The 13,588-nt window shown below is 68.9% G+C and carries 12 protein-coding genes and 1 pseudogene; 2 read left to right on the top strand and 11 right to left on the bottom strand.

Annotated features, from left to right (window positions below; genetic code table 11):
* Positions 1 to 31: 31 nt before the first annotated feature.
* From coaBC to pyrR, 11 genes are all read right to left on the bottom strand, one after another.
* Complete coding sequence (gene coaBC / locus BN976_RS28225) at positions 32 to 1,276, bottom strand: bifunctional phosphopantothenoylcysteine decarboxylase/phosphopantothenate--cysteine ligase CoaBC (RefSeq protein ID WP_011779884.1); 1,245 nt, start codon at positions 1,274 to 1,276, stop codon at positions 32 to 34.
* A 17-nt stretch (positions 1,277 to 1,293) separates the two neighbouring features.
* Complete coding sequence (rpoZ, locus tag BN976_RS28220; protein WP_011779883.1) at positions 1,294 to 1,608, bottom strand: DNA-directed RNA polymerase subunit omega; 315 nt, start codon at positions 1,606 to 1,608, stop codon at positions 1,294 to 1,296.
* A gap of 56 nt (positions 1,609 to 1,664) precedes the next feature.
* Positions 1,665 to 2,276, bottom strand: a complete 612-nt coding sequence (gene gmk, locus BN976_RS28215; RefSeq protein ID WP_011779882.1) for a guanylate kinase — start codon at positions 2,274 to 2,276, stop codon at positions 1,665 to 1,667.
* Positions 2,277 to 2,286: 10 nt separating this feature from the next.
* Complete coding sequence (gene mihF, locus BN976_RS28210) at positions 2,287 to 2,604, bottom strand: integration host factor, actinobacterial type (protein ID WP_003932123.1); 318 nt, start codon at positions 2,602 to 2,604, stop codon at positions 2,287 to 2,289.
* 382 nt (positions 2,605 to 2,986) lie between these two features.
* A complete protein-coding gene (pyrF, locus tag BN976_RS28205; RefSeq protein ID WP_011779881.1) occupies positions 2,987 to 3,820 on the bottom strand; it encodes an orotidine-5'-phosphate decarboxylase in 834 nt (277 codons plus the stop codon).
* A 2-nt stretch (positions 3,821 to 3,822) separates the two neighbouring features.
* Entirely contained in the window at positions 3,823 to 7,161 is a 3,339-nt protein-coding gene (gene carB / locus BN976_RS28200; RefSeq protein ID WP_036376153.1) for a carbamoyl-phosphate synthase large subunit, read from the bottom strand.
* Between the two features lie 128 nt (positions 7,162 to 7,289).
* Positions 7,290 to 8,420: a glutamine-hydrolyzing carbamoyl-phosphate synthase small subunit gene (carA, locus tag BN976_RS28195; RefSeq protein WP_036376151.1), complete on the bottom strand. Its 1,131-nt coding sequence runs from the start codon at positions 8,418 to 8,420 to the stop codon at positions 7,290 to 7,292.
* Positions 8,417 to 8,920, bottom strand: a complete 504-nt coding sequence (locus BN976_RS28190; RefSeq protein WP_011779878.1) for a PH-like domain-containing protein — start codon at positions 8,918 to 8,920, stop codon at positions 8,417 to 8,419. Before BN976_RS28190 ends, carA begins: the two co-directional genes overlap by 4 nt.
* Positions 8,917 to 10,245, bottom strand: coding sequence for a dihydroorotase (locus BN976_RS28185; protein ID WP_011779877.1), 1,329 nt, complete (start codon positions 10,243 to 10,245; stop codon positions 8,917 to 8,919). The genes BN976_RS28190 and BN976_RS28185 overlap by 4 nt, the downstream gene beginning before the upstream one ends.
* Positions 10,242 to 11,189 (bottom strand): aspartate carbamoyltransferase catalytic subunit, encoded by a 948-nt coding sequence (locus BN976_RS28180; RefSeq protein WP_011779876.1) that lies wholly within the window; start codon positions 11,187 to 11,189, stop codon positions 10,242 to 10,244. Before BN976_RS28180 ends, BN976_RS28185 begins: the two co-directional genes overlap by 4 nt.
* Complete coding sequence (pyrR, locus tag BN976_RS28175; protein ID WP_011779875.1) at positions 11,186 to 11,767, bottom strand: bifunctional pyr operon transcriptional regulator/uracil phosphoribosyltransferase PyrR; 582 nt, start codon at positions 11,765 to 11,767, stop codon at positions 11,186 to 11,188. The genes BN976_RS28180 and pyrR overlap by 4 nt, the downstream gene beginning before the upstream one ends.
* A gap of 151 nt (positions 11,768 to 11,918) precedes the next feature.
* Here pyrR and BN976_RS28170 point away from each other — a divergent pair, with 151 nt between their 5' ends.
* Both BN976_RS28170 and BN976_RS28165 read left to right on the top strand, forming a co-directional pair.
* Positions 11,919 to 13,124 (top strand): serine hydrolase domain-containing protein, encoded by a 1,206-nt coding sequence (locus BN976_RS28170; RefSeq protein WP_011779874.1) that lies wholly within the window; start codon positions 11,919 to 11,921, stop codon positions 13,122 to 13,124.
* Between the two features lie 37 nt (positions 13,125 to 13,161).
* Positions 13,162 to 13,588: pseudogene (locus tag BN976_RS28165) on the top strand (HNH endonuclease); the annotation flags it as partial.

The following is a 13,588-nucleotide window of genomic DNA, read 5'->3' as shown; positions in this document are numbered from 1 at the left end:
CCCAAGCGTGTCCCCCCGCTGCGCGCAACCCTTACGCGCACGTGCGAAGGAAGGCCGCGATCGCGTCCACAATACGGCTCGCGATCACGGTCTTCGATCCGTGCTCCAGTGCCGACTCCGTTCCGTCGGCCGAGAGCAGCCAGCCGTCGTTGTGGTCGACCTCGAAGGCGCGGTTCTCGCCGACCGCGTTGACGACCAGCAGATCGCATCCCTTGCGCCTGAGTTTGGCGCGCGCGTGGAACAGCACGTCGCCGTTCGCGTCGCCCGTCTCGGCGGCGAAACCGACGATGGCCTGCATGTTCGGCAGCTGCCCGTCGGCCCGGGCACGGACCGCGCCGGCCAGCACATCGTCGTTACGGACCAGTTCGATGGTGGGCTCGCCCTCGCCCGCGGGACCCTTCTTGATCTTGTTGACAGCTGGATGAGCGGGCCGGAAATCGGCCACTGCCGCCGCCATCACCAGGACATTCGCGTCGGGCGCGTGTTTGGACACCGCGTCACGCAACTGGGCGGCCGAACCCACGTGGGTCACGTGCACGCCCGCCGGGTCGATCAGACCGGAGGTGTTTCCCGCGATCAGCGTCACGTCCGCGCCGCGCTGGGCCATCACCCGGGCCATCGCATAGCCCTGCTTGCCGGAGCTGCGGTTGCCGATGAAGCGCACGGGGTCGATCGGTTCGCGGGTACCACCCGCGGTCACCAGCACCTTGACCCCGGCCAGGTCGTAGGGCAGCGCGTCGTTGCGCGCGAGGAGCAGTTGCGCCAGCGTGGTGATCTCTTCGGCCTCGGGCAGCCGGCCGGGACCGGTGTCGGCGCCCGTGAGCCGTCCGGACGCGGGCTCCATCACGATCGACCCGCGCCGCCGCAGTGTGGCCACGTTGTCGCAGGTCGCCGGGTGCAGCCACATCTCGGTGTGCATCGCCGGTGCGTAGAGCACCGGGCACCGCGCGGTCAGAAGGGTGGCGGTGAGCAGGTCGTCGGCGCGGCCGATGGTGGCGCGGGCCAGCAGGTCCGCGGTCGCCGGGGCCACCACTACCAGATCGGCGGCCTGGCCGATCCGGACGTGCGGCACCTCGTGGACCTCGGCGAATACCCCGGTGTGAACCGGGTTCCCGGAGAGCGCCTCGAACGTCGCTGCGCCGACGAACTTCAGCGCGGATTCGGTCGGGACGACGCGGACGGAGTGACCGGCCTCGGTGAGCTGACGGACGACCGTGGCCGCCTTGTAGGCGGCGATGCCACCGGCGACGCCGACGATGATCCGCTTGCGCTCCACGTCAGCGGCCGCCTCGGCTACTCGCCCTCGGTGTGTTCGAGAAGGTCGCCGTGGATCTCGCGCATCGCGATCGACAGCGGCTTTTCCTGCAGGCCGGGCTCGACGAGCGGTCCGACGTACTCGAGGATGCCGTCACCGAGCTGGTTGTAGTAGTCGTTGATCTGGCGAGCCCGCTTGGCGGCGTAGATCACCAGCGCATACTTGCTCGACGCGCGGTCCAGCAACTCGTCGATGGGCGGGTTGGTGATGCCCAACGGCGTGTCGTAGGCGCTGGCGGCGGACGGGTCGATGTCCACGGCGGCCAGCCGCGTGTCGGCGTGCGGGGTGCTCACGTAGAAGTTCTCCTGGCAGGTCTGAAAAGCAGTTTTGTGGATTAGTGCGGCGGCGATCAGGACTGATCGTGCTGTACCGGCGTGTGGGCCACCAGCAAGGATACCAATTCCGCGCAGGCAGACTCCAATTGACCGTTGACGACGACCTCGTCGAAGTCTCCCTGGGCCGCCAGCTCGTCCCTCGCGGTCTGCAACCGGCGCGCGATCACGTCGGGCGTCTCGGTGCCGCGGCCCACGAGCCGGCTCTCCAGCACCTCCCAGCTGGGCGGGGCCAGAAAAACCGTGGTGGCCTCGGGCATCGCCTTCTTGACCGCCCGCGCGCCGGCGAGGTCGACCTCGATCAGAACGGGGTGGCCGGCCGCGGCCGCCGCCCGCACAGGCGCCGCCGGGGTCCCCGAACGGTGCAGACCGCCGTGGATCTCTGCCCATTCGAGGAGGGCGCCTTCGTCGATGAGCTGCTGAAACTGCTCTGCCGTCACGAAGAAGTAGTCCACGCCGTCGACTTCTCCGGGACGCGGCGCGCGCGTGGTCACCGACACGCTGAAGAACAGGTCCTCGACACGCTCGCGCAGGCACCGGACAACGGTGGACTTCCCGACGGCAGACGGGCCGGACAGCACCAGGACCGCGGCCCCGGTAGCGCTGTCCGGCCCTCCGCCTTCGTTCACTGACCTCCCTTTACGAGAAGTCGAACTTTTCCAGCAGAGCCTTGCGCTGACGATCGCCCAGGCCGCGCAGCCGGCGCGTCGGGGCGATTTCGAGCTCGGTCATGATCTCCTGCGCCTTGACCTTGCCCACCTTCGGCAACGCCTCCAGCAGCGCGGAAACCTTCATCTTGCCCAAGACCTCGTCGGTCTCGGCGTCCTTCAGCACCTGCTTGAGGTTGGTGCCGCCGCGCTTGAGCCGGTCTTTGAGCTCAGCTCGTGCTCGACGTGCGGCAGCAGCCTTCTCCAACGCTGCCGCGCGCTGTTCGTCGGTCAACTGGGGAAGGGCCACGGGTTCCTCCGTCTCTCACCATCAACTGATTTGTCTCGGCCGGTAGTGGCGGAACCAGAACCAGCCAGCGTGGACGACCGTACCCACGCAGGCTGACGAAAGCTAACCCCACCCCCGGCTTGTCGCGTCAAAAGCCCAGCGTGTAGGGCGGCCCCGCGCACCCGCGCGGGTCGCGGGAGCACCGCAGCGACGTACCCTCCGCAGCCCGTAGATCAACTAAACAGCCTGCATAACAGGGGTATCGGTGCACTCGGCGGGTTTGCCGGCGGTGGTCGGAGCCGCCGGCAGCCGGGACGGCGGTCGCCGCGACGCGAAAATCTGAGAATTTTCGCTGGTCATCGCGCGTCGGGCGTGTCGCGGTGCAGTGCTCGACCTCGACGGGTCAGGGATTCTCGCCCAGGTAGGCGACGGCGTCGCGCATCCGCTCGGCGGCCGCACGCAGGGCTGCGACGTCGGGACCCGCCCGCAGCACCTCCCGGGAGACAGCGGGCAACAACTGGCCGCGCCGCGCCCCTCCCAGGCCCGCCAGGGCCTCGGGGCGGCCGCCCTGGGCCCCGACCCCCGGCACCAGTACCGGGCCGTTGAGGGCGCTGACATCGGGCGGCGCGCTCAGTGTCGCACCGACGACCACGCCGACAGAGCCGCGCGCTGCGCCCGCGTTGACCTCGGCGGCGGCGTCCACGATCGCTTGGGCGACGGTGCGTCCCGGTATCGCACCCGGCGCGACGGCGCACTGCACCGAGGCACCCTCGGGGTTGGACGTCGCGGCCAGCACGAAAACGCCACGGTCGTGCTCGCGCGCGGTGTCCAGCAGCGGCTGCAGCGAGCCGAACCCCAGATACGGCGAGGCCGTCACCGCGTCGGCGGCCAGCGGCGAGTCGCCGGCCCAGGCGGACGCGTAGGCGGCCATGGTGGAGCCGATGTCGCCGCGCTTGGCATCGGCGAGCACCAGCACGCCCGACTCGCGCAGAGCCGCGATCGTGCGTTCCAGCACCGCGTAGCCCGCCGATCCGTACGCCTCGAAGAACGCCACCTGCGGCTTGACCACCGCGAAGCCCGCGAACGCGGCCACACAGATGTCGCTGAACCCGGCCAGGCCCGCGGCGTCGGTGCCCAGCCCCCAGGCGCGCAGCAACTCGGGATGCGGGTCGATGCCCAGGCACAGCGGGCCGCGTCGCGCCGTCGCGCCTGCGAGGCGGTCACCGAACCCGCTCACGCTCAGGACCCCAGCGCGCTGTGGAGTTCCTGCAGCGACCTGACCCCGATGTCGCCGCGGATACCGGCCTCGATGCCCTGGACGGCCGCCGACGCGCCCTGCACCGTCGTCACACAGGGGATGTTCATCGACACCGCGGCCGAACGGATCTCGTATCCGTCGATGCGCGGCCCGGAATTGCCGTACGGGGTGTTGATCACCATGTCGACGTGCCCGGCCTTGATGGCGTCGACGGCAGACATCTGCGGAAGCCCTTCGCTGAACTCCTGGAAGTGCTTGCGCACCTCCTCGCACGGAATTCCGTTGCGGCGCAACATCTCTGCGGTGCCCTCGGTGGCCAGCACCCGGAAGCCCAGGTCGGCGAGGCGCTTGACCGGGAACACCAGCGAGCGTTTGTCCCGGTTGGCCACAGACACGAACACCGTGCCCTGGGCCGGCAGCGAGCCGTAGGCGGCGGTTTGGCTCTTGGCGAACGCGCTGCCGAAGTCGGCGGCGATGCCCATCACCTCGCCGGTGGACTTCATCTCCGGCCCGAGCAGCGAATCGATCTGGGATCCGTCGGCCTTGCGGAACCGGTGGAAGGGCAGCACGGCCTCCTTCACCGCCACCGGGGCGTTGCGCGCGGTCACGGCCCCGTCCCCGGTGGACGCCAGCACGCCTTCCTCCCTGAGCTGGGCGATGGTGGCGCCGAGCATGATCCGCGCGCACGCCTTGGCCAGCGGGACCGCGGTGGCCTTGGAGACAAAGGGCACGGTGCGGCTCGCCCTCGGGTTGGCCTCCAGCACGTAGAGGACATCGTCCTTGAGCGCGTACTGCACGTTGAGCAGGCCGACGACGCCGATGCCGAACGCGATCGCCTCGGTGGCGCGCCGCACGGCCTCGATGTCGCTGCGCCCCAACGTCACCGGCGGCAACGCACACGCCGAGTCCCCGGAGTGGATACCGGCCTCCTCGATGTGCTCCATCACGCCGCCGATGTACACCTCGGTGCCGTCGCAGAGCGCGTCCACGTCGATCTCGATCGCGTCTTCGAGGAACCGGTCCACCAGAACCGGGTGTTCCGGCGAGAGCTCGGTGGCCCTGGTGATGTAGCCCTCAAGGGTCTCCTCGTCGTAGACGATCTCCATGCCGCGGCCGCCGAGCACGTAGGACGGCCGCACCAGCACCGGGTAGCCGATCTCGGCGGCGATCCGACGGGCCTGGTCGAAGCTGGTGGCCACGCCGAACCGCGGCGCGGGCAGCCCAGCCCGGCGCAGCACCTCACCGAACTCGCCACGGTCCTCGGCCAGGTCGATGGCCTCGGGCAGGGTGCCCACGATCGGCACGCCCGCCTTCTCCAGCCGCTCGGCGAGCCCGAGCGGGGTCTGCCCGCCGAGCTGCACGATCACCCCGACCACGCCGGGACCGCCCTCCCCGGAGGCCTGCTCGGCGTAGTAGATCTCCAGCACGTCCTCGAACGTCAACGGTTCGAAGTACAGCCGGTCGGCGGTGTCGTAGTCGGTGGACACCGTCTCCGGGTTGCAGTTGATCATGACGGTCTCGAAGCCCGCCTCGGTCAGCGTGGTCGCGGCGTGCACGCAGCTGTAGTCGAACTCGATGCCCTGACCGATGCGGTTGGGACCCGAGCCCAGGATGAGCACCTTGGGTCGTTCGGCCTGGGGCGCGACCTCGGTCTCGGCGGACGGATCCAGCTCGTAGCTGCTGTAGTGGTACGGCGTCCTGGCCTCGAACTCGGCGGCGCAGGTGTCCACCGTCTTGAAGACCGGATGGATGCCGAGCCGTTGCCGCAGCACGCGCACCCCCATCTCCCCTGCCAGTTCCGGACGCAGCGCGGCGATCTGGCGGTCCGAGAGCCCGTTGTGCTTGCTGCGGCGCAGCAGTTCCTCTCCCAGCACCGGTGCGTCGATCAGCTCGGCGCGCAGTGCCACCAGTCTGCCGATCTGTTCGACGAACCACGGGTCCACACCGGAGGCCACGGCGACCTGTTCGACGGTCGCCCCGAGACGCAGCGCGTACTCGATGTCGTAGAGCCGTCCGTCGGTGGCGGTGTGCAGGCGCGTCAGCACCTCGTCGACGCTGCCCTCGGGATCGGGCCCGGTCCAGAAGCCCGCCCGGCCGGTCTCCAGCGACCGCATCACCTTGCCGAGCGCCTCGATGAAGTTGCGGCCCAACGACATCGCCTCGCCCACCGACTTCATCGTGGTGGTCAGCGTGCCGTCGGCGCCGGGGAACTTCTCGAACGCGAACCGCGGGGCCTTGACCACCACGTAGTCCAGCGTCGGCTCGAAGCAGGCCGGCGTCTCCTTGGTGATGTCGTTGACGATCTCGTCGAGGGTGTAGCCGATCGCCAGTTTCGCGGCGATCTTGGCGATCGGGAAGCCGGTGGCCTTCGACGCCAGCGCCGAGGACCGCGACACACGCGGGTTCATCTCGATGACGATGAGCCGGCCGTCCTTCGGGTTCACCGCGAACTGGATGTTGCAGCCGCCGGTGTCCACCCCGACTTCGCGCAGGATCTCGATGCCGAGCGTGCGCATCGTCTGGTATTCGCGGTCGGTCAGGGTCATCGCCGGCGCGACGGTGACCGAGTCTCCGGTGTGCACACCCATCGGGTCGAAGTTCTCGATCGAGCACACCACCACGACGTTGTCGTGACCGTCGCGCATCAGCTCGAGCTCGTACTCCTTCCATCCGTAGATGGACTCCTCGATGAGCACGTTCGCCGACGGGGATGCCGCCAGACCGTCGCCGGCCATCCGCTCGACATCCTCGGCCGAGTACGCCATGCCCGAGCCGAGTCCGCCCATCGTGAAGCTGGGTCGCACCACCACGGGCAGGCCGAGGTCCGCGACGGTGTCACGCACCTCGTCCATCGTGAAACAGACTCGGCTGCGGGCGGACTCGCCGCCGACCTTGGTGACGATGTCCTTGAACTTCTGCCGGTCCTCGCCGCGCTGGATGGCTTCGAAGTCGGCGCCGATCAGCTCGACCCCGTACCTTTCCAGGGCGCCGTTCTCGGACAGCTTCACCGCGGTGTTGAGCGCGGTCTGGCCGCCGAGGGTGGCCAGCAGTGCGTCGATCTTGTTGCCGCGTTCGGCCTGCTGGGCGATGACCTTCTCGACGAACTCCGCGGTGATCGGCTCCACGTAGGTGTGGTCGGCGTACTCGGGATCGGTCATGATCGTGGCCGGGTTGGAGTTGATCAGCGTGACCTGCAGGCCCTCGGCCCGCAGCACCCGGCACGCCTGCGTGCCGGAGTAATCGAACTCGGCGGCCTGACCGATCAGGATCGGGCCGGACCCGATCACCAGCACGTGGTTGAGGTCTGGACGACGTGGCATCTGTTACTTCTCTCCCTCTGCGCGAGCGTGCGTGTCTCCCTCTGCGCGAGCGTGCGTGTCTGCACGCGACACGCCGCGAGATTTCATACAAAAGCGCACACTCGCGCCCGACGACAGTGCTGTCCCTGTCACTTGTTCTCCCCCGCCATCAAGTCGATGAACTGGTCGAACAGGTACTCGGCGTCATGCGGGCCTGCGGCCGCCTCCGGGTGGTATTGCACCGAGAAGGCACGCCCACTCTTCAACCGCACCCCTTCCACCACACCGTCATTGGCGCAGGTGTGGCTGACTTCGGCGTCGCCGAAGGGCGTGTCGAACGTCTGTCCGGCTTCACCTTCCAGCGCGAAGCCGTGGTTCTGGGCGGTGATCGCGACACGGCCGGTGGCGTGGTCGATCACCGGGATGTTGATGCCCCGGTGGCCGAACACCATCTTGTAGGTGGACAGGCCCAGCGCCCGGCCCAGGATCTGGTTGCCGAAGCAGATGCCGAACAGCGGGATCCCGGCGCCGAGCACCTCGCGGGTGACCGCCACGATGTGGTCGGCGGTCGCCGGGTCACCCGGCCCGTTGGACAGGAACACTCCGTCCGGCCTGAGGTCGGCGATCTGCGCGAAGGTCGCCGAGGACGGCAGCACCACACTGCGAACTCCGCGGCGGGCGAAGTTGCGCGGGGTGTTGGTCTTGATGCCCAGATCCAGCGCGGCGACCGTGAACCGTTGCGGCCCTTCGGGTTCCACCACATAGCCGGCGTCCGTGCTGACCTCGCCGGCCAGATCGGCGCCGAGCATCGGCTTCTGCCCGCGGACCCGGGCCACCAGTTCGTCGACCGGCGCGTCGGCCGCCGCGCCGCTGAACACCCCGGCCTTCATCGAGCCGCGGCTGCGCAGATGACGCACCACCGCGCGGGTGTCGATGCCGGCGATTCCGACGATGCTCTGGCGCTGCAGTTCGTCGTCGAGCGTCCCGGTGGCGCGCCAGTTCGATGCCCGCGGCGACGGGTCGCGGACCGCGTAGCCGGCCACCCAGATCTTGTCCCCGCGGCTCTCGCTGTCATCGAGGTTCCAGCCGGTGTTGCCGATCTGGGGTGCGGTCGCGACGACGATCTGGCGGTGGTAGCTGGGATCGGTCAGGGTCTCCTGATAACCCGACATCGCGGTCGAGAACACGGCCTCACCCAATGTCTCCCCGACCGCGCCGAAGGTCGTGCCGGTGAAGATACGGCCGTCCTCCAGGACCAGTAGGGCTTTCTGTGTGGTCATGCGGCCTCCTCGGGGAGCCATCTCACGTAGTCACGGCGGTCGTCGGCGCGGAATCCGGTGTCGATCTCAGTGCCCGACGGCAGCCGCCAGCGGATCGCCAGGATGCCCTCATGGGTGAGGGCCTTGCCGGCGAGATTCTTCTCGGTGCGGATTTCGGCGATGGCGTCGTCGGGTATCCAGATCGGCCCGGCGCCGGTGCGCTGCAACATGATTCCTTCGGGGTAGCGGGTGAGGACGGCCTTGGCGCGGAAGCCGAGGTCGCCGGCGGCGACCCGGTCGTTCCAGTGCGGCACCAGCGTGCTGCCGACGTAGAGACCTTTGGTGGCGGGGACGAGCGCAGGGCCGACGGTGTCGGGCAGCGGCGGCAGGGCTCCGATGATCTTGGCCTGACGTTCCACCCGCCGGCGCCAACCGCGCATCATCGCCTGGATCAGCACTGCGATCAGCACCGCCAGGATAGCGGCCATCACCAGGGAGGCGACCAGCGTCGGGGTGTTCACGCGCCGACCTTCCCGTCACGCGCGGTGACCTTGCCCCGCAGCAACGTCGCGGTGACCACGGCGGGCAGTTCCATGTCCTCATACGGTGTGTTGTCCGACCGGCTGGCCAGCTCCGGACCCTTCACCGTCCACCGTGCCGCGGGGTCGACGACGGTGAGGTTAGCCGGCTCCCCGACCTCCAGCGGCCTGCCCTGGTCCGGCAGCCCGACGATCCGCGCGGGCGCCTCGCTCATCACCCGCGCCACGTCGCGCCAGGTCAGCAGGCCGGGGTTGACCAGGGTTTCGACGACCACCGACAACGCGGTCTGCAACCCCAGCATGCCGGGCCGGGCGTTGGCGAATTCACAGCACTTCTCGTGCGCGCCGTGCGGTGCGTGATCAGTGGCCACGCAGTCGATCACACCGTCGGCGAGGGCCCGCCGCAGCGCGACCGCGTCGCTGACCTCACGCAGCGGGGGGTTCACCCGGTTGACACCGTCATAGGTGTCCAGCCGCGAGTCGTCGAGCAGCAGATGGTGCGGGGTGACCTCGGCGGTGATCGAGATACCTTGGCTTTTAGCCCATTTGAGTAACTCGACGGTGCCTGCCGTCGAGGCGTGGCAGATGTGCACGCGAGCCCCGGCATCGCGGGCCAGCAGTGCGTCACGGGCGACGATCGACTCCTCGGCCGCCCTCGGCCAGCCGGCCAGTCCCAGTCGGGCGGCGTTGGGGCCCTCGTGGGCGACCGCACCGACGGTCAGGCGCGGCTCCTCGGCGTGCTGGGCGATCAGCACACCCAGGCCGGAGGCGTACTCCAGCGCGCGGCGCATGACCAGCGGGTCGTCCACGCACACGCCGTCGTCGGAGAACATCCGGACCTGTCCGGCACCGGCGGCCATCAGGCCCATCTCGGTGAGCTGCTTGCCATCCAGGCCGACGGTCACCGCACCGACGGGATGCACGTCGACCAGACCGACCTGCTGACCGCGGTGCCACACATGGTCGGTGACCACCGCCGAATCGGCGACCGGGTCGGTGTTGGCCATCGCGAAAACGGCGGTGTAGCCGCCGAGAGCCGCTGCCGCCGAGCCGGTTTCGATGTCCTCGGCATATTCTCGGCCGGGCTCGCGAAGGTGGGTGTGCAGGTCGACGAAGCCGGGCAGCAGGATCTTGCCTTCGCAGTCGATGCTGTCGGCGTCTGTCGGCGCGGTGAGCCGCTCGCCGATCTCGGCGATCTGTCCGTCGCGCACCAGCACGTCGACCGGGTCGCCCTCACCGTAGAGACGGACCGACTTCAACACGATCGGCGGGCAGGAGCGCAGCGACTCTGGGCTGGATGATGTCATGCGCTGATCGCCTCCTGCTCGGATCCGACGAGCAGGTGGAACAGCACCGCCATCCGGACGTGAACACCGTTGGAAACCTGTTGCAGCACCGCCGATTGCGACGAATCCGCCACCGAGTACGCGATCTCCATCCCGCGCAACATCGGTCCCGGGTGCAGCACCACGGCGTGCTCGGCGAGCCGTGACTGACGCTTCTCGGACAACCCGTAGCGCACCGAGTACTCCCGCGAGGACGGGAAGAAGCCGCCGTTCATGCGTTCGGCCTGCACCCGCAGCATCAGCACCGCGTCAGCGAGCGGCAGCTCCGCGTCGATGTCCTGGGACACGGTCACCGGCCAGTCCGCGACACCCACCGGCAGCAGAGTCGGCGGGGCGACGAGCACGACTTCCGCGCCGAGCGTGTGCAGCAGCGCCACATTGGAGCGGGCGACGCGGCTGTGCAGTACGTCGCCCACGATGACGACGCGCTTGCCCTCGACGGAGCCCAGCCGCTGCCGGATGGTCAGCGCGTCCAGGAGCGCCTGGGTGGGGTGTTCGTGGGTGCCGTCCCCGGCATTGATGATCGACGGACCGCCGTGCTCGTCGAGCGTCCATGCCGCCAACTGCTGGGCCGCACCCGATGCGGGGTGACGGATGATCAGCGCGTCGGCACCTGCGGCGCGCAGGGTCAGCGCGGTGTCGCGCAGCGATTCCCCTTTGGCCACAGAGGATCCCGACGAGCTGACGTTGATCACGTCGGCACTCATCCACTTGCCTGCCACCTCGAACGACACCCGGGTGCGGGTGGAGTTCTCGTAGAACATCGTGATGATGGTGCGACCGCGAAGCGTGGGCAGCTTCTTGACCTCGCGGCCCACCAACGCCTCGCGGAACCGGTCGGCGTTGTCGAGGATCGCGGTGGCATCTTCGCGGCTGAGATCGGCCGCGGTCAACAGGTGCTTCACCGGGCAGGCCCTCCATACGGTGCGATGCGGACGCCGTCGTGTCCGTCGTCTTCGGTGAGACGGACCTTGACGTTCTCGGCCCGCGACGTCGGGACGTTCTTACCGACGTAGTCGGCGCGGATCGGCAGCTCGCGGTGACCACGGTCGACGAGCACCGCCAGCTGCACGGACTTGGGTCTTCCGAGGTCTCGCAGCGCGTCGAGCGCCGAGCGCACGGACCGGCCGGAGTAGAGGACGTCGTCGACGAGCACGACGAGCGCCCCGTCGATGCCGCCCTCGGGGATCGAGGTGGCCGCCAGTGCGCGCGGCGGCTTGGTCATCAGGTCGTCGCGGTAGAGCGTGATGTCGAGCGCACCGTGGGCGACCTCGACACCGCTGAACTCGGCGATGTTGCGCGCGAGGCGGGTGGCCAGCGTCACGCCGCGGGTCGGGATGCCGAGCAGGATGACGCGCGGGCCGTCCGGGCCGTCGAGCGCGGTCTTCTCGATGATCTGGTGGGCGATACGGGCAATCGTGCGGCTGACGTCCGCTGCGGACATCAGCTCCCGGTCGGGACCGGTCTGGTCGGGTGCGCCCACGAGTGAGCCGGACCTCCTTCTCCGCCTCACGGGACGGATCGTTAAAGGATGTCGGAAACTGCGGCGAGCTTAGCAGGTGTCAAGGAGTGCCTGCGCATCCCGTTTCACTCCGACCGATCAGGTTCTGGCCACTGCAGGTAGCCTCGGCCGGATGAATCTGGACCGCAACAAGGCATCCATCGCCGAGGCGATCGACGCCGGACTGCTGGCGGGGGCCGTCACGCTGGTCTGGCAGGCCGGCGAGGTGCGGCAGGTCAACGAGCTGGGCTACCGCGACGTCGAGGCGCGGCTACCGATGCAGCGGGACACGATCTTTCGCATCGCGTCGATGACCAAACCGGTGACGGTGGCCGCGGCGATGTCGCTGATCGACGAGGGCAAGCTCCGGCTCAGCGATCGGATCGCCACGTGGCTGCCCGAACTCGCCGACATGCGGGTCCTCGTCGATCCCCGTGGCGGGCTGGATCGCACCGTGCCGGCCCAGCGCCACATCACCATCGAGGATCTGATGACCCACCGCAGTGGGCTGGCGTACATGTTCTCGGTGCTCGGCCCGCTGTCGGACGCCTACCGCAAGTTGCCGACCCGGCAGGACCAGGACCGGTGGCTGGCCGAGCTGTCGGCCCTTCCGCTGGTGCACCAGCCCGGCGAGCGCCTGACCTACAGCCACGCCACCGATGTGCTGGGCATCGCGCTGTCGCGGATCGAGGGCAAGCCGTTGAGCGAGGTGTTGTCCGAGCGGGTTCTGGGCCCACTCGGCATGTCCGACACCGGCTTTCATGTCGGCCCCACCGGCCGTCGCCGCGCGGCCACCATGTACCAGTTGGACGCGGACAACACGCTGCGCCACGACGTGATGGGTCCGGCCCCGATCGTGGATCCCCCGTTCTGCACCGGCGGCGCCGGACTGTGGTCGACCGTGGACGACTATCTACGATTCGCACAGATGCTGCTGGCCGGTGGCGAACTCGACGGGGTTCGGGTGCTGTCCGAGGAATCGGCGATGTCGATGCGCGCCGACCGGTTGACCGACGAACAGAAACGGCACGACTTCCTGGGCGCGCCGTTCTGGATCGGGCGCGGGTTCGGGTTGAACCTGTCGGTGGTGACCGATCCCGCCAAGTCTCGGCAGTTGTTCGGGCCCGGGGGCGTCGGCACGTTCTCGTGGCCCGGCGCCTACGGCACGTGGTGGCAGGCCGACCCGTCCGCGGATGTGATCCTGATCTACCTCATCCAGAACATGCCGAACCTGACCGCGGATGCGGCCGCGGCGGTCGCCGGGAACACGTCACTGGCGAAGTTGCAGAGCGCACAGCCGAAGTTCGTCCGCAGTACCTACCAGGCGTTGGACCTGTAGCCGCTTTTTGTCGGGGGCGCGGTGTAGCGTCGGGTTTATGTTCGAAAGTTTGTTCGATGTTGATGTGGGGGCGTCGCAGGCCGAGTTGCGGGCTGCGGTGGAGCGGTTCGAGCGGCTGAAATCTCAGGCCGCGGCCGCCCAGGCGCGCGCGACCGCGTTGTGGGCGGCCAAACGGCGTGCCGCCGAGCAGGCTCGTGGTGTGCCGGCGGCCAAGCGTGGCAAGGGGTTGGCGTCGGAGGTGGCGTTGGCCCGCCACGACGCCCCGGTGCTGGGCAACCGGCACCTGGGATTCGCCAAGGCGTTGGTGAACGAGATGCCGCACACCCTGGCCGCGCTGGAGAGTGGGGCACTGTCGGAGTGGCGAGCCACCCTGATCGTGCGGGAATCGGCCTGTTTGTCGGTGCAGCACCGGCGGGCGTTGGATGCCGAACTGTGTGGGGATGTCACCACACTGGCGGGGTGGG

Source organism: Mycolicibacterium austroafricanum (assembly GCF_000612725.1).
In the GTDB taxonomy this organism is placed as follows: Bacteria; Actinomycetota; Actinomycetes; order Mycobacteriales; family Mycobacteriaceae; genus Mycobacterium; species Mycobacterium austroafricanum.
This window is presented reverse-complemented; position numbering and strand designations above follow the sequence as displayed.